The sequence below is a fragment of the Paenibacillus aurantius genome, assembly GCF_032268605.1.
Lineage (GTDB): Bacteria > Bacillota > Bacilli > Paenibacillales > NBRC-103111 > Paenibacillus_AO > Paenibacillus_AO aurantius.
Map to the genome: position 1 here is coordinate 3,710,509 of NZ_CP130318.1, position 17,763 is coordinate 3,728,271.

Below are 17,763 nucleotides of genomic sequence, written 5' to 3' on the forward strand. Positions count from 1 at the left end.
GAACTTGCGTACGAGTGCAGTTCTTGCGATACCGCCTCGTAAGTATAGTATACCAAAGTCATGCGGAAATAAATATCTTTTTTTGTGGGAAACAGACACTATCCGCCAATTTCGCCGGAGTATATTTTGATTTCCTTGCCGGTTTGCGTGGAGATCAACAGCAAAGCCCCGCTTGGGTCCAGCCCGCTGACCGTACCCTCTTGCTCCCCCTGCGGAGTCCGGACCTGGAAGGTGCGGCCTATGCTTATGCTTAGGGCCTCCCACAGGGTGCGAATAGGCGAAAAGCCTTCACGGCGGTAAAGTCCGTAAAGCTCTTCCCATTCGTTCAGGAAAGCGGCGATCAGCTCTTCGCGTTCCACCGGGCTTCCGGATTCCAGGAGCAGCGAGGTGGCGACCGGCTTCAGCTCAGACGGATAATCCTCTTCCCGGAGATTGGCGCTGATGCCCACCCCCGCGATCACGTGCTGCAGCCTCTCGTCCTCCGCACTCGATTCCAGCAGAATGCCGCTTACCTTCCGGCCGTTAATCAGGATGTCGTTTGGCCATTTGATGCCGGCCGGTACTTTGGCCACCGTTCTCATGGCCCGGCACAGAGCCACAGCCGTCAGGAGAGTAAGCTGCGGGGTAAGGGAAGCGGAATGTCGGGCTTCAAGATGAGGCTCATCCAAATTCCTCTCCCCTTCGGCGAATGCCAACGCCTCCCCATTCGTCCCCGGCCGGCTAACTGCCTCTCGGCCACAACAAGCGTGCCCTCCGGCGCTCCCGAGCGCACCAGTTCAAGGGCAATGTCCTGCGTGGAAGAGACGGTCTCATACAGCTTAAGCGACTGGCCCAGCGTCTTCGTGCGAAGCCGGCTCAGAAGCAATCCCGGGTTGATCCGGGCGGGAGCCTCCACCAGCTTGTACCCTTTGCGCGGCGCCGATTCGAAGACGTACCCTTCTTCCTTCAAGGCTTTAATCCGCTTCCATACCGCCGTGCGGGTACAGCCCAGCTCCTCGCTCAGCTTCTCGCCCGAAAGAAAAGTGTCGGGATTCCGGATAAACACATCCAATAGGTTATCATGCATCATTCTTCCACTCTCTGGTTAAGGATTCCGCAAAAACCAGCAGGTCTTTCCGGTTGTTGGGAACATGCCCAGCAGCAGCCTCAAGCGTCAGCTTCATCAAGGCGCGCCCGAGCCAGGGACCGGGCTCCCGCTTAAGATGAGCGGCGAGCTGCTGCCCGTTAAGAGCGAGGTCGGCCGCTTTCCGAACCGGCATCTCCTGAAGCCACATCCTCCCTCGCTCCAGAAAGATTGTCCACCGGCCGCCTCCATTATCAGTCGAAGGCAAAGCGGCCGGGACGACACCGAAAACGTCCAGCCAATCCTGCGCGCATTCCGAACCGATCGTCACGACGTTTTCTTTCCAGATCAAAGCACAGCTCAGCGGGTCAAGCTCCCTCATGGCGTCCAGTTGTTCCCTCAGCCGCTGGCTGAATGAGAGAAATCGGGACATTCTGGCTATTTGTTTACCGGAGAAGGTTAGCTTGCCCCCCTCCTCTACAGCAGACTGGGGAGACAAAGACATCAAATGGGCGAGCAGCATCCAGCGATGAGCCGGATTCGGGAGACCGCCTATAGAGGCAAGCGCGTCGGGAAGCTCCTGCACGGTCCAGTGCACCCAAGGCAGCTGCAGCTTGACCTTGGTATGCCTCAAGAGCCGGCTGTCCGCTATCAGCCGCAGGCCTCTATAGGGATGATCGCCGGCAACGAGCCGTTCGAGCTCCGCTCTTACCCGCTCCATGGCGACATGCTGCAGAAGACGGATGTTTCCCTGCAAGCCGCTCCACGTCGCCTCCTCCACCTCCAGGTCATAGTGCGAGGCAAAGCGGATACAGCGCAGCATGCGTAAAGCATCCTCACGGAAGCGAAGTTCGGGATCTCCCACGCAGCGAAGGATTCCTTGCTCCAAGTCCTTCCTTCCTCCGAACGGATCCCGGATCCGTCCCTTGCGGTCCATAGCCATGGCGTTCATCGTAAAGTCTCTGCGCCTCAGGTCTTCTTCCAGACTTCGGATGAATTCCACACCCGAGGGTCTCCGGTGAGCTTCGTATTCCGACTCTTTTCGGAAGGTGGTCACCTCGAAGCCGACGCTGCCGATCATAACGGTAACAGTCCCATGATGCAGGCCCGTCGGGATGCAGGAATCGAACAGCTCCATCACTTGTTCCGGAAGAGCGGAGGTCGCGATATCAATGTCCTTGATCCCCCGCTTCAAATAGGAGTCCCGGACATATCCGCCGACAAAATAGGCTTCATGGCCGGCATCTTCCAGCTTTTTGAGCAGAGCCTTCCCGTCCCGGATCATCCCTTGGCTCATGACCTTACCTCGTGCAGCTGACCGGGCTGTACCCGTCCGAAGGCAATTCCCGACCCAGTACCCGGTAGTAAATTTCTTCATACTGCCGCATAATCCGATCGTTGCAGAAGGTTGTTCTGGCCCTTTCGAGACAAGCCTGGGAGAATTGACGATAGAGTTCCTCGTCCTGTAGCAAAAGCAGGACGTTGTTCGCCATCTCCTCCGTTTGCCCTATTCCCGACAGAAAGCCCGTTTCCCCGTGGGTGACGAGCTCCGGAATGCCTCCCGCATTCGAACCGATTGTCGGCACGCCGCAGGCCATCGCTTCCAAAGCCACGAGACCGAAGCTTTCTTTCTCCGAAGGAAGCAGCATCACGTCGGCGAGCGAAATGATTTGGGCGACATCATCCTGCTTGCCGCAGAAAATGACCCGTTGGGTCAAGCCCAGCTCTTTGACCCGGCTCATGACTTTGGACAGGTCGGGGCCTTCCCCGACAAAAAGCAAACGGGAAGGAACCTGTTCATGCACCCGTGCAAAAATATCGATCACGTCCATGACGCGTTTGACCGGACGGAAATTCGAAATATGAATGAGGATCTTGTCCTCGGGATCGGCAAATTCCTTCTTGAGCGACTTGACATCCCTTGGGTAATAGACCCGCTTATCAACAAAATTGTAGGTCAGTTCAATGGGCCGTGTGATGTCCAGAGTCTTTCTCGTTTCCTGGATCAGATCCTCCGAAACCGCGGTAACCGAATCGCTTTGATTGATGGCGAACCTGATGAGATCGCTTATGGAATGATCCTGGGCAAGCACCGTAATATCCGTTCCGTGAAGCGTAGTCACGACTTTCAAATGCTCTCCCACCATCTGTTTAGCCAATAGAGCACAAACCGCATGGGGAATGGCGTAATGCACGTGAAGCAGGTCCAGCCCCTGCATTTTGACTACCTGAGCCAGCTTGCTTGCGAGCGACAGATCGTAAGGAGGATAGCGGAATACGTAATAGTCGCTGACTTCCACTTCGTGATAGAATATGTTCTTATCAAATCGCCCCAGCCGGAAAGGCATGCTGTGGGTAATAAAATGAACCTCGTGTCCTTTTTCGGCCAACAGCTTCCCCAGCTCGGTGGCTACGACCCCGGACCCGCCCAACGTAGGGTAACAGGTGATTCCGATTTTTAAGCGGTCTTTCACTGGATGGCCTCCTTATGTAAAAGCAAGTTTATTGGTAGGGAAAGGTTAAAACCGGTCGACAAGATAGGGAAGTCTGGTTACGAAACCTTCCGCATACTCCACCTGTCTCTTCATCCCGAGTACCCGGTCTCTCGCTTCCACTCTCTCCAGATATCCCTGATTGAGCGGGGTAAGCACCCGGTCTTCCCCGGCTTGTCCGGCCTCAAATTGGGTCCGGTAGGCCCTAAGCGCGTCACGCTTGCCTTCGTAGACGTCCGTCACGTCTACCATGAGATCCGCTTCTTCCGCGTCATTAATGAAATAGAAATAAACCGCCTCGGTCCCCCAAGCTTCCGTATCGGGAAGATAGCGGCGCAGCTTGGCGGTAAACACCGCCTCCTGAATGAGCTGACTCGCCATCACATGATCGGGATGCCTGTCCTTCCAGTAGGGAGCAAACACGATTCTTGGCCGGCGTCTACGGATCTCCAACGCGACGGCTTCTACCGTCTCCCGATTAAGGAAAAGCCCGCGGTCGGGCAGGCCGAGGTTGGATCGAAAGGCAAGTCCAAGAACCTTAGCGGCCGCTTCCGCCTCTTCCCTTCGGCTTTCCACGGTTCCATTCGAGGACATCTCCGCGTACGTCAGATCGCAGATTCCGACGGAATCGCCCCGGCGGGTATGTTTCAGAATGGTGCCCCCCATTCCGATCTCGGCGTCATCCGCATGGGCACCAAAGACTAGAATGTCGAGAGGTCTACTCATTCTGGGCACCCGGCTTATACTTGTCCACCAGTTCCCTCCACGCAAAATCTCCGCGCTCGAGCGCCTTGACGAGAATTTCGGCCGTCGCCACATTGGTGGCCACCGGGATACCTTGGACGTCGCACAGTCTTAGCAGGGCGATGATGTCGGGCTCGTGCGGCTGAGCCATGAGCGGATCGCGCAGGAAGATGATGAGATCCATCTTGTTTTGGGCGACCATCGCTCCGATCTGCTGGTCTCCCCCAGGGGTCCCGACATGAACCGGTGAATGTCCAGTCCCGTCTGTTCGGCAATCCGTTTCCCCGTCGTTCCGGTCGCGTACAGATGATGCCCTTGGGTAAACACCTTCTCATAGGCGATTACAAAATTGACCATCTCGTCCTTCATCCGGTCGTGTGCAATAAATGCAATATTCATGGCCATGCTGGTCATCCCTTCTACAATGAGTATCCCTTAGGTTCAGTCGATAAAATTCTCAAAGCCGTACACGATCCCCGTCAGTTCCATGGCCTTCTTAACCGCAATGGCCACCCCGGGCATATAGCCTGCTCTTTCGTAGGAATCATGGCGAATCTTTAACGTTTGGCCATAACCGCCGAAAATCACTTCCTGCTGGGCAAAAACGCCGGGAAGTCTGACACTATGTATCCGAAACCCGCTGTAAAGGCCCCCGCGTGCGCCCTCAATCGTCTCTTCTTCCTTGGGATTGCCTTGGTGCAGCTCCTGGCGGTTGGCCGCGATCATCTCCGCGGTTTTGATCGATGTGCCCGACGGAGCATCCAGCTTCTGATCGCCATGGTATTCGATAATCTCAACATGAGGCATATATTTAGCTGCCTGTGCGGCAAATTTCATCATTAGAATGGCGCCGATGGAGAAGTTAGGAGCAATAATTCCTCCAATTCCCTGTTCCCGGCACTGCCTGTCCAGTTCTTCGATATCTTCCGGAGTAAACCCGGTTGTCCCGATAACGGGCCTTACATTATGCTTAATAGCCAGCAAGGCATTCGAAACAACGGATTGAGGAGTGGTAAAATCCACCATGACGTCCGGTTTGCTTTCCACCAGGGTCAGCTCCAGATCATTGGTCAGAAGGATTCCACACTCCTCTCTGCCCACCATGCGGCCCGCATCCAGATTACGGGAAGAACGGTCCACAGCCGCGACAAGGGTCAGCTCCGGATCGGACAGCACCATTTTTACAACCTCTTGTCCCATACGTCCGCTAGCACCTGCTACGGCTACTCGGATTGTCCTGCTCATCCTTAACGACTCCTCTATCTCTAATATTCTCTTAGCTTCCGCTGATACTCCGCCATCAGCCGGTTTCCCTCCGTATGCAGAGGATCGAGCTTTAGTAGCTCTCTTAAAGCATATATGGCCTCCACATACTCCTTAAGGCAAGCGTGGGCCACGCCCATCATAAGAAATGCCTCGCCCAATAAGGGATCCAACGCTGTGGCCTGTTTGAGTTTAGTTAACGCTTCACCGTAAGCCCTGCTCTCCATTCGGCGTTGGGCGTCTGACAAAAGTACCTTGGCCTGAACATGACGGACATGGGCTTTATAGGTATCGCTGCCAGGCTCCAGAGTCAGCGCCGTTTCCGCTGCTCGCAGAGCTCTAATTAAATGTCCGCTTCTGACGCAGGTTACGGATAACTTATAATGATAGTCCGCCTGGAGAGGGTTGGCCTCTATCGCCTTTTCAAAGAAAGCGATCGCCCGCTCGAAATCATGGGCCAATATGGCGTCATACGCCTTCTTGATAAACGTCTCCCCGCTCATCTGTCCATCCCCCCTTAGTGCTTCAAGGTGATGGTATATCCTATGACGGTCAGGGGCTTTCGGTGTTAAGGCGTGTCCAGCGGTTGGCATCCCGCGTATTGAACTTGTGCATAATTTTATCGTGGGCTTCGGTCAGATCGATTCCGAGGGAATTGGCGAAACATATGGTAATAAACAGAATGTCGCCGAGTTCCAGTTCGATGGAATTGTCCTCCTCCGTCGCCTTCTTGGGCTTCTCCCCAAACTGATGATTCACTTCGCGGGCGAGCTCTCCTACCTCCTCCGACATACGCGCCAGCAGGGCAAGAGGGCTGAAATACCCTTCCTTGAACTGAGAAATGTAGCGGTCCACTACCTCTTGCAGTTCCTTTAAAGTCTTGTCGGCCATAGCGTTCCCCTTCTGTTCTATGTACTTATTCTCCATGTTAACGCAAAGCCTGGGGGAAGACAAATCTTTTTTGGCATCCCCAATCAGGAAAGAATCCTCTGTTTACGCTTACTCTGCGTAGGATATTATATAGTACAAAGGTTATTCTTACCATGCCTTTAATCATTAGGATGTGCCCCAAGCCCGTTCCCATCCACATTCCACCAGGAGGTAATCGCCATGCCGCTATGGAAACAGGCCGTCCTCTTCCGGCAGATCTTACCGATTATGCTGGGCACCGCCATTTATGCGTTTGGCCTTCATTATTTTGTTATTTCCAATGAGCTTATGGAAGGAGGAGTTACGGGAGTCGCCCTCCTGCTTAATTATGCTTTTGGAATGCCACCCTCCCTAACCAACCTGATTCTGAACGTTCCTTTGTTTCTGATAGGCTTAAAAATATTCGGCAAACGGCCGATGTTTTACACGCTGCTGGGGATTCTTTCCCTATCCTTTTTTCTGTGGGTCATGGAAGTCCTCATCCGAAAGGAGTGGGTGGTTCCCTTCCGGGCGCCGCATGATTACTTTCTGGCTACCTTGTATGCCGGAGTTACGCTGGGGGCCGGACTCGGTCTGGTCTTTCGCTTTGGTGGCACGACCGGCGGTGCAGATATTGTAGCCCGACTCGGAAGCAAATGGTTCGGGTGGAGCATGGGGCAGGTCATTCTTGCCCTGGATGTTATCGTCATCGGAACGTCCCTGATTTACATTCCCAAGGAAAAGGTTCTCTATACTCTCGTCGCCGTCTTCATCGCTTCCAAAGTGATCGACTTTATTACCGAAGGCTCCTATGCCGCCAAAGCGTTCACGATCATCTCGGATCATGGCCAGGAGATCGCCGACCGCATTTCGGTGGAGCTCGACCGGGGAATCACGATGTTTCCCGCCAAGGGAGCCTATTCCAAGGCCCCTAAGGATGTGGTGTACTGCGTAGTCTACCGGGACGAAGTGAGACGGCTAAAAGGGGTCGTCCAATCGGTCGACCCCCGGGCTTTTATGATTATAACGGATGTTCACGACGTTCTTGGTGAAGGGTTTAGGACGGATTAAGGCCTTCGCCCTAATCGTTACGAGGCTTCCGAACCCTGGCCAAGCTCTTATCCGAGTGAAACATCCGCCAGGCTACATAGCTCAAAACGCTGGTAATGAGCGCACCTAAGAAGAAACTCCAGATAAGCGGCTGCCCGTCATCGGCCAAAGGCAGGTAGGCGGAGCGGTCCTCTTTTTTGCCAAACAGAATGTCGATCAGCTCATCCAACTGCTTTATTCCGCTCTGGAGCGCGGGGAATGCCATTTGCTTGGGGTTGGCCTGTTTCTTTAAGAAAACGAACAAGGAATCGAGCCGTTCGATTTCGGAAGGATCGTGACGAATAAAAAGAGCCGGCCGGATGAGCAAGTATCTTTGCTCGAGCTGGGTCAAGGCCGCCGCGGTTTCGGCCGCTTTCTTTTGTTCCGTCATCGCTTCCATCCGGTCCAGATCATTCTTGAAGAGCCGGTAGTATTGATGCCACATGGGGTCCTTCTCATGCACAAGGGCATCGGTGATCAGCCGGATACGCCCCGCGGCTGCCAGGGCTTCCTCTTGGGGGAAGTTGACCGAATTAAAAATTCGCTTGGTGCTGACGATGGACTCCGAAAGGGCCCGGATTCCTTCCACTTTGGTGATTCCGACAAACTCGATCCCGGTCATCTGATCCGCAAGCGAGGCCAAGCTTTGCCTGGCAGCGGGATAGTTTCTCTCCGACGTCTGCCGGTACAGCTCTCCGGCGGTTTCATTAAGCAACTCTACCTTTTTGTAATCCTCGGCCGCTACCGAAACGGCGTCTTTCGGTTCGCCGTTTCTTTCCCTGCTGCAGCCAGTCATCCCTATGGCCAGCGGCAGCAGAAGGATAAGCAGCAGGATGAATTTCAATCCGTATCGATTCATAGGACACCCCTCCCTTAGATGCTTATGGAGGGATGTCCTATTTTAGACCAAGGGTTGTCCTGCAAGTCAGGGCAAATCTTTGGGAGAAAGGTAAGAAGGTTTGCGGCATACCGCCCACCATAATAGAAAGAACAAAATAACGCTGAATAGACTTAGCACCACCGTAAATCCCCGTACGATCAGAACGTAGGGATCAAGGGAATCGGGAAGCCAAGGATATATGTCGAAGGTGTAGTCCACATAATCATTCAGCATGACCCACACCCCCGCCCATCCGATCGCCGCCGGAGATATCGTCATGAAACGGAAATAGAGTAGAGCTTCCGCCGCCATCCCGAGGTGAGATAACGATAGCATCCAGTCCTGCCATCCTACGGGATCGCCGAGCCGGGCTCCGGCTACGATCATCACAACGGCCCATATTCCATATTTAAAGGAAGCCACAAGTCCGACCGCCTCCACCACCCGCCGAAGGGGACCCGTCCGAACACTGCCTCTTCTCCGGTCCCCGAGCAAATAAAGCAGAGAAAGCGTGAAGAACAAGCTTGCCGTCGGGCTGTCCGGAACGAGGAATACCATCCACAACGGCTTCTCCTCTATCGTCACGGCCATTTGGGAGCCGTACCATTCGTAACCATATATCGTTCCCAGCAGATTGACCGTGAACAGCAGCCATAGGAACCGGGGAGCGGTAAGGAATTCCCGGCTCCAATAATACGAAAGCTTCAAGCGCAACACTCCCCTTTACATTCAAAAACCTGACCGTCAATGAACGGCCAGGCTTTATGAGCGGGTATTAGGATCCTTTTTTCTGACTGGCCAGCCATTCGGCCATCTTGTTGATATCGGCATCCGTCAGACCTTTGCTGATGTTGGCATCATATTGAGGGGTCATAGCTCCTTGACCCTTCTTGATAATCCCAATAATTTCATCCTTGCTGTGCTTGTCGCCCACTCCGCGGAGAGCCGGAATCCCGCTCGAGGGGTTCCCTTTCAGGTCGGCTCCGTGACAGGCTACGCAGGTGGCTTTGGCGTATGCCTTAGCACCTTCATCGTCAGGATTAACGATGGCCACGGCGGCCGTCTTGTTGCCTCCCGGTGTCGGCATCTCTTTGCCGGCCGCTTTGGCCGCTTGACGTTCTTCCTCCAGCTTGATGTGCTCAGGAACGATCCCTTTCTCCTTCAGCTCCAGTGTGTAGTGGTGCCAAGAGAAAACAGTCAGGTAAGTAACCGCAATCAAGGAGAAGAACATCAGAGCGGAAGCAACCGGACGGCGGTAAAACCGTCTTTCTTTTCCCGTATCCAGGAACGGTGCCAACAGAAGGCCTCCGAACAGCAGCCCGGGAAGCACGAGTGTCCCGATGACTACATATTGGTCAGACGTATAAGGGTATTTCAGCAACTGGTACATGAACAGGAAGTACCAGTCCGGCATCGGAATGAAAGCGGTGTTCGTCGGGTCAGCCGGAAGGCCCAATGGAGCCGGCTCGGACATAACCAGGACGAGAACCCCGACCAGAACAACGGCCGCTACCATCCATTCCTTCAGCAGGAAGTTAGGGATAAAAGCCTCCGACCTTCCCGGGTACGCCGAGTAATCGCGCGGAAGCATTTTGTTCGTTTTCTTGACTACGCGGGAATCCCCGACGTAAACGATCTTTTCACCATTTTTGGGTCCGTGTGCCACGCTTCGTCCTCCTTTCTTCTTATAGTGGTCCGGAAATACCCTGTTTGCGGATCATGAAGAAGTGACCGCCGAGCAGAGCCAGCAGAATCGCTGGGAAGAAGAATACATGTAGTGCGAAGAAACGCGTTAACGTCTGGGCACCGACAATGTCTCCCCCTTGCAGGAACACTTTAATATACTCCCCGATGAAAGGAACCGAGGCGGCAATCTTAATTCCGACTTGGGTAGCAAAGTATGCTTTATTGTCCCAAGGAAGCAGGTACCCGGTAAAGCCGAGGCCCAGCATAACGAAGAAAATCAGCATTCCTACCACCCAGTTCATTTCACGAGGGGCTTTGTAGGAACCGGTAAAGAATACCCGAAGGGTATGTAAGAACATCATGACAATAACCAAGCTCGCTCCCCAGTGGTGCATCCCGCGCACGATGACGCCGAAGGCGACTTTGTGCTGAAGGAAATCAACGCTGCGGTAAGCGTTAACGATATCGGGAGCGTAGTACATAGTGAGGAACATTCCCGACAAAACCTGAATCATAGTAATGAAGAAGGTTAATCCTCCGAAGCAGTAAACGAAAGCGGAAAAGTGATGCGCAGGGTTTACGTGCTCAGGCACTTCATGGTCGGCGATGTCTCTCCACATTGGCGTAATGTCAAGCCGCTCGTCGATCCAGCTATAAACACTTTTGAGCATTTACTAGTTACGCCTCCTTATTTTTTTGACGTCTCGTTCGCATGGAGCTGCCCTACATACACGAACCCTTTATCAATCTTCACGCTATACTCGTCCAACGGAAGAGGTGCAACGACCAGGTTCTTGCCTTCCTTGGTGTAGCGCGCGCCGTGGCACGGACAGTGATATTCGGTCTTCTCCCAGTTAACCGTACAGCCCAAATGCTTACAGGTCGGGTTAAGAGCGAAAATATTTCCTGCCTTGTCCTTCGAGATCCAGGCCTCGAGTTCCGGATCGCTCTCGTACCAGCCATCCACCTGGTGAACGCTGAACTTAAACGATTGAGGAACATCGGTTACTTTGCTCTCTTCCACTACTTTAACCCAGTCTGCATTCTTCTTAGGCTGAAGAACGGGATCGACGGCGAAGCGCACCATCGGCACCATCAGACCGGCAGCCAAAAATCCGCCTGTTCCCCCTAATGTGTAGGACAGGAATTGGCGGCGGGACATTTCACGTTTTACAACCGGCTGCTTGGAATGGGACTTGGAGTCCTTGCTGTTCTCACTCATGTACTTGTCTACCCCCTTTAACTACGCATATCTCACGTCGCAATCGACATAACTTAACACATTATACTAGGACATAACTATAATACTCCTCCGCCTATAACGCGTCAAGAATGTTAAAGCTTGGATTTCGGGCCCTTCAAACCGCCTTTGGGCAAACGTTAACACAATTGTCACATCTGGTCTTCGCCCTTGTTCCAGGCGTTTCGGATGGCTTGATCCAGCTCGGTCTTGCTCTTGTCGAGGTAATCCGGGGTAAGGAACAGATCCGCATCCGCAAACTGCATAATCCCTACAGCCGAATCCGCCGTGATCAGAAAAACGTAACGGAAGCCGGAATCCTTCAATTTTCGACACAGATGGTTGACCGAGGAAGCAAATTCCCCGGGGGGGCTGAAGTAATGCATGGCCGGATAGGTGACGAGCCTTCCTTTATAAGGATTCTCCACCAGGTCCATAATATCCCTTAGCATCTCCAACGCTTCCGTTGTCATCCATGGAGGCTCCGTTCCGGTCAGACCGGTAATCGGCAGCAGGCACGTGTCCAGGTAGGGCTGAAGATCTTTCCACTGCTCTTCGCGTATCTCGCTGAACTTCACTTGCCCTCCCCCCTTGCCTATACTCCCTGCCCTTGACCACATAGCTTTCCATGGTTCGCTTCATGCGTTCCAGGTCTTTGTCGGTTAAAGCCCGGACGACTCTAGCGGGAGTTCCGACGGAGAGGGTATAAGGAGGAATTTTGGTATTCTCGGTGACGAGTGAGCCTGCCCCAATCAAGGAGTACTCTCCCACTTCGGCTCCGTTCAGCACAATGGCTCCCATCCCGATCAAGCTGCCCCGACCGATCGAGCAGCCGTGGATGATCGCTCCGTGCCCTACCGAAACCTCCTCTTCGACAATAAGGGGCTGTCCGGTATTGACATGTCCGACGCACCCGTCCTGGATATTCGTTCTTGCACCAATCGTAATGGGGGCCAGGTCGCCGCGAAGGACGGCGTTGAACCAGACACTGGCCTCCTCTCCCAAGCTGACTTCACCGATAAGTTGCACGCCCTCCGCCGTGAATACCCCGGATCCGAGGTTCGGCCACTTGCCCTGATAAGGATGCCGCATGAGAACCACTCCGTTTCTCCATAAGTGGAGTGATTATACCGTTCGAAGCTAGGCTTGTCAAACGCTGATCACTATCCCGTCGTCCTCCGGAACGTAGGTTCCTTGAATGATTTTGGAGCCGGAGGAGGTGATCTGGACGGCCGTTCCCCATCGGTCATGCTCACCCAGCTTTAGCAGGCCGAGATGCATCATCATCCGAATGACCCGCTGCTCCATAATGGATTCGGGAGAGTCGTAATAAAAAGGTTTGATGAGGGGAGTCAGGGCTCGGGATAAGGTTTCCGTCGTCACCCACTGCCGGGCCAGCAGGTCCATCCACTGCGCCAGCGATTGAAGGTTCGGAACCGGGCCCTTGTACAGCCGGAGCCAGAAGCGGTAAACCTGACGGGGATCCTCCAGCGTTCCCTCCTCGAGCCGTTTCCTTCCTTTGTCCGTTAAGGAGAGAAGTGTTCCTTCCTCCACCACCAGTTCGTTGTAATAACAATAATCATAGAGAAACGAAAACCGGCTCGGGTACTCCTTGAATCGTCTTCCATAACCAAACCGCCAGGCGGCTTTTGGCACCGGTTCTTCCTGAACGGAAAAGCCCTCCAGGATCTGCTGGAGCGTCCGCTTGTAAAGATATCCTTCCGCGTTCAACGCTACCGGTTGAGGAGCCACAAATTCGAGGAAACGGTACAAGTCCTCCTCGAGCATCCTCTGCTCCTCCCGATAGACGGAAGGGGTTTCCTTGAAGCCGACCAGCTGATGTTGAAACTGCTTGGAGAGTGTTTCACAGAAGCGCCGCTTCAGATCGGCCGGAAATTGGAACAAATAACGGGTCTGCTGGGAGTGGCCGTTAAACAACCACCCCCTCTGCTTGAACCGCGCAATAATTTCCCTGGGGTTAATCGTATCCTTCTCTTCCTTTACGAACTTCGTCAGCCGTACCCTGGCGGTCAGCTCTTCCAAACTGAACGTATCGCGGGCATCGAAAAGTAGAGAGTTGAGAAATCGGATTTCTTCCACTTCCAGGCTTCCCACTTCTTGCTGAAAACGGTCGCTCCGGTTGACCTGAATCAGGATCGACTGGATCAGCTCGTGCTTGGAGTTCAAGTTACAGGCACAGTCGTAATTTCGGGCAATTCGGCTTAATTCCTTGATGTCGGCGTAGCTGAGCATATCGGCCAGATTCATGCTATCCCCCCCCGAAAACAATAGAGTCCGGTATTAGTATGGACCCAGACCATGAAAGATATTCCATTCCTGCCAACCGGAAAGACCTATCCTCCTTCGGACGGACTGTTTTCGTCCAATAAGCATCAAAAAACACCCGCCTAAGCGGGTGTTGTCGGAATGGCTTATTTGTGCGTTCGGGACAGCCAATTCAGGATCAGCAAGGCACTGATCAGACCAAGAAAAGAAAGAGCGAGCAAATAGTCCGGATAAGTGTGAATAGGGCCAAGCTTAACCGGTCCCATGATATGAGAGCTTACGCTTGCTACCGCACTTTTGCTCATGTAATGAACGTTCAGAGAATCGTCTTTAGAGAAGCTGGAGGCGCTGGCGGGATGCTTAAGCCCGAATGGACTGTCGCTGGCATCTCCCACCTCGGACGGCGATCCGGTCAAAGAATACACGAAGCTCCCCAGAAAGAGAGCGAGGCATAAGCTGATCACCATAAACAAATTCCTTCTGGTCTTGTAAGGAATGGAATAAATCTTGCTGCTGACCGGCATCCGCCACGATTCGGATTCATAGATCCGGCTCATGACCCGGCTGGAAACGGGAACCGGCTCTTCCATTGGAACCACCTCTTCCGCGGAAACCGAACGGATCAGCTCCGTGCTCTCGGCCCACAGGGCGTATTCTTCCGCACAGGCTTCGCACGTCTGAATATGCCGGTCCACCTCTTCCCTTCGGGAGTCGTCAGGCGGCAAATCAAAATAACTGCCCAACCATTCCTGGATGTCCGCACACTTCATGTTAGTTCATCCCTTCGTATTCATCAAAAATCGGCTCCATAAAATAGGGCTCCAGCTGAAGCTTCACGCTTGCCCTTGCCCGGAACAGCAACGATTTCACGGCGCTCACCGTCTGCCCCAGAATGTTGGCGATTTCCTGGTAATCGAGCTGGTCATACTCTCGTAATATCAGGGCGGACCGCTGCTTTTCGGGCAGCTTGTTAATCGCCTCACGAACCAGATAAACCTTCTCGTTGCGCAGAGCGGACTGCTCCGGCAGCGCCTCGAGCGACACTTGAGGGGTCTGACCGGTCTGCTCAAGGGAGACTTTGATGTGCTTATGTTTACGCAGCTCGCTAAGTACCGTGTTGCGGGCAATCGTATACAACCATGTGGAGAAAGACGCTTCCACTTCCCGGAACGTTTGCAAGCTGCGGTACGCTTTGTAGAAGGTCTCCTGGCACAGGTCGTCCACAGCGGCTTCCATCCGGGCACTTTTCAGCATATGAAAAATGAAAGCGTAGATTTTGCGTTCGTACCGGCGCATAAGCTCCGCGTACATCTCCACGTTTCCATCCTTGATTTCTCTTATTAGCTGGGAATCCGTCATTACCAGGCGATCCTCCTTGAGATTCCGTAGTTCTCCCGGCCGGTTCCTCTACAGAATTGTACTTGACCGGAAGAAAAAAGTTGCGCTCGTTCTTTTACGAATCCTACGTGGAAATAAGGAAAACATGCCAATGTATCCGAAATTGGGAAATCCCCCTATAAACCTATACCACAATTTTGAAACCCGCTAACAGTCTTTTTCGAGATATTTCACACAATCTCCTTCTTTTTTCGTCAGAATGACCGCTTTTCTTTAGTTATTTATGTAAAGAGCTTCTTACACGATATGGGAGGGGAGCAAATTTCGACAAAACCACCCGAGAAAACAAAAAAAAACCACCGGAAGACCGGTGGCCGCACAGCGTGCAAATTCGGATAGGAGTGGAGAGAAACCATACTGTACTTTTATTATATGTATCCGTTTACATTTTGTCAACGGTTTTTTGCAAGCGATTTCTTTTTATTGAATAAGCAGCGCCTTGCCTTTGATGATACGGTATGGGCGGCAAGACGTGTGACTCTGCTTAACTTCTATTTAGGCATGGACGTGATATTCAGGTTTTAACAGCTTGGCCGCCCGGTCCATATCCTCCTCGTTGCGGAAAGAAAGCCGAAGAATGCCCGGAACATCGGCCCGATTCTCAATGATTTGAATATTGCTTAAGTTGATGCGTTCGTTACCGAGCGATGTCGTGATTTCTCCGATGATCCCCGGATGGTCCGGCACGTCGACATACAGATCAAACAAAGAAGTGAGAACCCCTTTTCTTCGTTCGGGGATTTGATTGCGGAATTCCCGTGACTGGCGGAACTGCTCTTCGATCCCTTCTCCGGATCCGGATTCCACAAGCGCCGTAAAGCTCTCCATCTGCCCTTTCCATTCGCTAAGCAGCCTAAGGACGACTTCCCTGTTGTTGAGCAGGATATCGCGCCAAATCACCGGTTCGCTGGCTGCAATCCGGGTAATGTCCCGAAAGCCGCCGGCCGCGAGATTCTGGTATAGAGGATCGCTTTCGTTATACTTCGCTACCTGGTTAACCAGGGCAACGGCAATAATATGGGGAAGGTGACTGATGGCTCCTACGATATCATCGTGCTGGGAAGCCTCCACCCGGACAATTTGAGCCCGCGTATAACGCAGAAGGTCTACAAGACTCTCATAAACGGATTCCGGAACATGCTTTCCCGGTGTCAGCACGTAAAAGGCATTCTCGTATAGAAGCGGAGTGGCCGCCTCGACGCCGGAGCGTTCGGATCCTGCCATGGGATGCCCGCCAATAAAATAGGACGATCCCCAATCCATGGCATCCGCAGCCCGGCAGATCGAAGCCTTGGTGCTTCCCACATCGGTAATGACGCAGCCCGGTTTAAGCGGGAGCTTGGAAAGCCTGTTAAGGTAATCCTCGACCATCCCTACCGGAACGCAGACAAATATAAAATCGGCTTCCGCCGCCGCTTCCTCAAAGGAAGTGGTAGCGTAGTCAACTACGCCCCGCTCCTTGTATTTCTTAACCGAAGCCTCCGAGTGGGAGTGTCCCACGACCCTGAGATCCGGCTTGCCTCTAAAACAGAGGGCTAATGATCCTCCCATTAGCCCTACCCCGTAAATTGTAATTGTCGTCATTCCATCAACCTTCTCTATTAGGCTTGCACGGCGGCGCCGGACAGAACCTCTTCGAGATCGCGGATAAACTTCTCGTTCTGCTCCTGGCTGCCCACCGTCACCCGCAGCGACGTTGGGAAATCCAGGGCGTGCCCTCCGCGAACGATCATGCCTTTACGCAGCAGCGCGTTAAAGATATCGGCCGCAGGCTTGCCGACATCGACCATAATGAAGTTTCCGTTGGCCGGAAAATAGCTTAGTCCTATCCGATCGAATTGGGAGGTCAAATAGTTGAGACCAACACGGTTCGCTTCCCGGCAGCTGGCCACGAACTCATCATCTTCGAGGGAAGCCAGTGCGGCCGCTTGGGCAAAACGGGTCGTATTGAAAGGCTCGCGGACCTGGTTGATGGAACGGATGACTTCCGAACGTCCGATTCCGTAACCAATCCGAAGAGAAGCGAGCCCATAAATTTTGGAGAACGTGCGAAGCAGAATAACATTCGGGTATTCCTTCAGCAGCTGCAAGCCGTCCGGGAATTCCGGATCCGTGCTGTATTCCACATAGGCTTCGTCGAGTACGACCAGGACATGAGGTGCAACCTTCTTCATAAAGTCCTTCACTTCCGCATGGGTCACAATCGTTCCCGTCGGATTGTTCGGGTTGCAAATCCATACGATTTTCGTCCGCTCGGTGACTTTCTCCAGCATGGATGGCAGATCATGTTTGCCGTTTACCAGCGGAACCTCAATCGTTACCGCCCCTTCAATCTCGGCATTATGCTTATACTGAGGGAAGGTATGGGTGGCCATGATGTTCTCGTCGCCGGAAGACAGGAAGGCGCGGGCCAGCATGAGAATAATCTCATCGGAGCCGGCTCCGAAAATAACTTGATCGGGGGCCACTCCGAATTTGGCGGCTACCGCATTCGTCAGCACCACCGCCCCGCCGTCCGGGTACAGGCTCAGGTTTTCCATTTCGGCCTGGATGGCTTCCTTCGCTTTCGGTGAGCATCCGTACGGATTCTCATTCGAGGCAAGCTTGGTTACCTCGGTTAGGCCGAATTCGCGTTTTACTTCTTCAATGGGCTTGCCCGGCTGGTACACCGGAAGATGAACGATATTTTTTTTGGGCTGCACAATGAACACCT

20 protein-coding genes and 2 pseudogenes are annotated in these 17,763 nt (G+C 53.3%); 1 reads left to right on the top strand and 21 read right to left on the bottom strand.

Annotated elements, in window-relative coordinates; genetic code table 11:
* Window positions 1–98 precede the first annotated feature (98 nt).
* From MJA45_RS16615 to MJA45_RS16655, 9 genes and pseudogenes are all read right to left on the bottom strand, one after another.
* Entirely contained in the window at window positions 99–668 is a 570-nt protein-coding gene (locus tag MJA45_RS16615; protein ID WP_315603026.1) for a biotin--[acetyl-CoA-carboxylase] ligase, read from the bottom strand.
* Window positions 605–1,069 (bottom strand): biotin operon repressor, encoded by a 465-nt coding sequence (locus tag MJA45_RS16620; protein ID WP_315603027.1) that lies wholly within the window; start codon window positions 1,067–1,069, stop codon window positions 605–607. Before MJA45_RS16620 ends, MJA45_RS16615 begins: the two co-directional genes overlap by 64 nt.
* Entirely contained in the window at window positions 1,059–2,360 is a 1,302-nt protein-coding gene (locus MJA45_RS16625) for a CCA tRNA nucleotidyltransferase (RefSeq protein WP_315603028.1), read from the bottom strand. Before MJA45_RS16625 ends, MJA45_RS16620 begins: the two co-directional genes overlap by 11 nt.
* Before the next feature lie 4 nt (window positions 2,361–2,364).
* Entirely contained in the window at window positions 2,365–3,537 is a 1,173-nt protein-coding gene (bshA, locus tag MJA45_RS16630; protein WP_315603029.1) for an N-acetyl-alpha-D-glucosaminyl L-malate synthase BshA, read from the bottom strand.
* Window positions 3,538–3,582: 45 nt separating this feature from the next.
* Window positions 3,583–4,281 carry a bacillithiol biosynthesis deacetylase BshB1 gene (gene bshB1, locus MJA45_RS16635; protein WP_315603030.1) on the bottom strand — a complete coding sequence of 233 codons (699 nt, stop codon included), beginning with the start codon at window positions 4,279–4,281 and terminating at the stop codon, window positions 3,583–3,585.
* Window positions 4,274–4,698 (bottom strand): annotated as a pseudogene (locus MJA45_RS16640) (methylglyoxal synthase). The gene bshB1 and the pseudogene MJA45_RS16640 overlap by 8 nt, the downstream one beginning before the upstream one ends.
* Before the next feature lie 42 nt (window positions 4,699–4,740).
* A complete protein-coding gene (gene dapB / locus MJA45_RS16645; RefSeq protein ID WP_315603031.1) occupies window positions 4,741–5,544 on the bottom strand; it encodes a 4-hydroxy-tetrahydrodipicolinate reductase in 804 nt (267 codons plus the stop codon).
* Window positions 5,545–5,564: 20 nt separating this feature from the next.
* Window positions 5,565–6,065 (bottom strand): tetratricopeptide repeat protein, encoded by a 501-nt coding sequence (locus MJA45_RS16650; protein ID WP_315603032.1) that lies wholly within the window; start codon window positions 6,063–6,065, stop codon window positions 5,565–5,567.
* Window positions 6,066–6,114: 49 nt separating this feature from the next.
* Window positions 6,115–6,453: a nucleotide pyrophosphohydrolase gene (locus MJA45_RS16655; RefSeq protein WP_315603033.1), complete on the bottom strand. Its 339-nt coding sequence runs from the start codon at window positions 6,451–6,453 to the stop codon at window positions 6,115–6,117.
* A gap of 219 nt (window positions 6,454–6,672) precedes the next feature.
* Here MJA45_RS16655 and MJA45_RS16660 point away from each other — a divergent pair, with 219 nt between their 5' ends.
* Complete coding sequence (locus MJA45_RS16660) at window positions 6,673–7,542, top strand: YitT family protein (RefSeq protein WP_315603034.1); 870 nt, start codon at window positions 6,673–6,675, stop codon at window positions 7,540–7,542.
* A 10-nt stretch (window positions 7,543–7,552) separates the two neighbouring features.
* Here MJA45_RS16660 and MJA45_RS16665 read toward each other — a convergent pair whose 3' ends face one another.
* The 12 genes and pseudogenes from MJA45_RS16665 to hisC form a co-directional block, all read right to left on the bottom strand.
* Window positions 7,553–8,419 carry a sporulation protein YpjB gene (locus MJA45_RS16665; protein WP_315603035.1) on the bottom strand — a complete coding sequence of 289 codons (867 nt, stop codon included), beginning with the start codon at window positions 8,417–8,419 and terminating at the stop codon, window positions 7,553–7,555.
* A 66-nt stretch (window positions 8,420–8,485) separates the two neighbouring features.
* Entirely contained in the window at window positions 8,486–9,157 is a 672-nt protein-coding gene (locus MJA45_RS16670) for a DUF1405 domain-containing protein (protein ID WP_315603036.1), read from the bottom strand.
* Between the two features lie 58 nt (window positions 9,158–9,215).
* Window positions 9,216–10,106 carry a c-type cytochrome gene (locus tag MJA45_RS16675; protein WP_315603037.1) on the bottom strand — a complete coding sequence of 297 codons (891 nt, stop codon included), beginning with the start codon at window positions 10,104–10,106 and terminating at the stop codon, window positions 9,216–9,218.
* Between the two features lie 19 nt (window positions 10,107–10,125).
* Complete coding sequence (gene qcrB / locus MJA45_RS16680; RefSeq protein WP_315603038.1) at window positions 10,126–10,797, bottom strand: menaquinol-cytochrome c reductase cytochrome b subunit; 672 nt, start codon at window positions 10,795–10,797, stop codon at window positions 10,126–10,128.
* Window positions 10,798–10,814: 17 nt separating this feature from the next.
* On the bottom strand, window positions 10,815–11,348 hold the full coding sequence (locus tag MJA45_RS16685) for a Rieske (2Fe-2S) protein (RefSeq protein ID WP_315603039.1): 534 nt from the start codon (window positions 11,346–11,348) through the stop codon (window positions 10,815–10,817).
* 170 nt (window positions 11,349–11,518) lie between these two features.
* Window positions 11,519–11,986, bottom strand: coding sequence for a DUF2487 family protein (locus MJA45_RS16690; RefSeq protein WP_315603040.1), 468 nt, complete (start codon window positions 11,984–11,986; stop codon window positions 11,519–11,521).
* Window positions 11,961–12,458 (bottom strand): annotated as a pseudogene (locus MJA45_RS16695) (gamma carbonic anhydrase family protein); the annotation flags it as partial. The gene MJA45_RS16690 and the pseudogene MJA45_RS16695, both read right to left, overlap by 26 nt.
* Before the next feature lie 57 nt (window positions 12,459–12,515).
* Window positions 12,516–13,634 carry a hypothetical protein gene (locus MJA45_RS16700; protein WP_315603041.1) on the bottom strand — a complete coding sequence of 373 codons (1,119 nt, stop codon included), beginning with the start codon at window positions 13,632–13,634 and terminating at the stop codon, window positions 12,516–12,518.
* A 164-nt stretch (window positions 13,635–13,798) separates the two neighbouring features.
* Window positions 13,799–14,422, bottom strand: coding sequence for an anti-sigma factor family protein (locus tag MJA45_RS16705; protein ID WP_315603042.1), 624 nt, complete (start codon window positions 14,420–14,422; stop codon window positions 13,799–13,801).
* A 1-nt stretch (window position 14,423) separates the two neighbouring features.
* A complete protein-coding gene (locus MJA45_RS16710; RefSeq protein WP_315603043.1) occupies window positions 14,424–15,011 on the bottom strand; it encodes an RNA polymerase sigma factor in 588 nt (195 codons plus the stop codon).
* A gap of 534 nt (window positions 15,012–15,545) precedes the next feature.
* The gene (locus MJA45_RS16715; RefSeq protein WP_315603044.1) at window positions 15,546–16,634 is read right to left on the bottom strand and encodes a prephenate dehydrogenase; all 1,089 of its coding nucleotides are present in this window, start codon (window positions 16,632–16,634) and stop codon (window positions 15,546–15,548) included.
* Window positions 16,635–16,651: 17 nt separating this feature from the next.
* Window positions 16,652–17,752, bottom strand: coding sequence for a histidinol-phosphate transaminase (hisC, locus tag MJA45_RS16720; protein WP_315603045.1), 1,101 nt, complete (start codon window positions 17,750–17,752; stop codon window positions 16,652–16,654).
* Window positions 17,753–17,763: the final 11 nt, after the last annotated feature.

Excerpts from the sequence above, each read along its gene's own strand:
- MJA45_RS16715 (WP_315603044.1), bottom strand. The coding sequence starts at position 16,634 with ATGACGACAATTACAATTTACGGGGTAGGGCTAATGGGAGGATCATTA.
- MJA45_RS16655 (WP_315603033.1), bottom strand. The coding sequence starts at position 6,453 with ATGGCCGACAAGACTTTAAAGGAACTGCAAGAGGTAGTGGACCGCTAC.
- dapB (WP_315603031.1), bottom strand. The coding sequence starts at position 5,544 with ATGAGCAGGACAATCCGAGTAGCCGTAGCAGGTGCTAGCGGACGTATG.
- MJA45_RS16685 (WP_315603039.1), bottom strand. The coding sequence starts at position 11,348 with ATGAGTGAGAACAGCAAGGACTCCAAGTCCCATTCCAAGCAGCCGGTT.
- MJA45_RS16665 (WP_315603035.1), bottom strand. The coding sequence starts at position 8,419 with ATGAATCGATACGGATTGAAATTCATCCTGCTGCTTATCCTTCTGCTG.
- qcrB (WP_315603038.1), bottom strand. The coding sequence starts at position 10,797 with ATGCTCAAAAGTGTTTATAGCTGGATCGACGAGCGGCTTGACATTACG.
- MJA45_RS16660 (WP_315603034.1), top strand. The coding sequence starts at position 6,673 with ATGCCGCTATGGAAACAGGCCGTCCTCTTCCGGCAGATCTTACCGATT.
- MJA45_RS16650 (WP_315603032.1), bottom strand. The coding sequence starts at position 6,065 with ATGAGCGGGGAGACGTTTATCAAGAAGGCGTATGACGCCATATTGGCC.
- MJA45_RS16700 (WP_315603041.1), bottom strand. The coding sequence starts at position 13,634 with ATGAATCTGGCCGATATGCTCAGCTACGCCGACATCAAGGAATTAAGC.
- MJA45_RS16705 (WP_315603042.1), bottom strand. The coding sequence starts at position 14,422 with ATGAAGTGTGCGGACATCCAGGAATGGTTGGGCAGTTATTTTGATTTG.
- MJA45_RS16625 (WP_315603028.1), bottom strand. The coding sequence starts at position 2,360 with ATGAGCCAAGGGATGATCCGGGACGGGAAGGCTCTGCTCAAAAAGCTG.
- bshB1 (WP_315603030.1), bottom strand. The coding sequence starts at position 4,281 with ATGAGTAGACCTCTCGACATTCTAGTCTTTGGTGCCCATGCGGATGAC.
- MJA45_RS16690 (WP_315603040.1), bottom strand. The coding sequence starts at position 11,986 with ATGTGGTCAAGGGCAGGGAGTATAGGCAAGGGGGGAGGGCAAGTGAAG.
- MJA45_RS16620 (WP_315603027.1), bottom strand. The coding sequence starts at position 1,069 with ATGATGCATGATAACCTATTGGATGTGTTTATCCGGAATCCCGACACT.
- MJA45_RS16710 (WP_315603043.1), bottom strand. The coding sequence starts at position 15,011 with ATGACGGATTCCCAGCTAATAAGAGAAATCAAGGATGGAAACGTGGAG.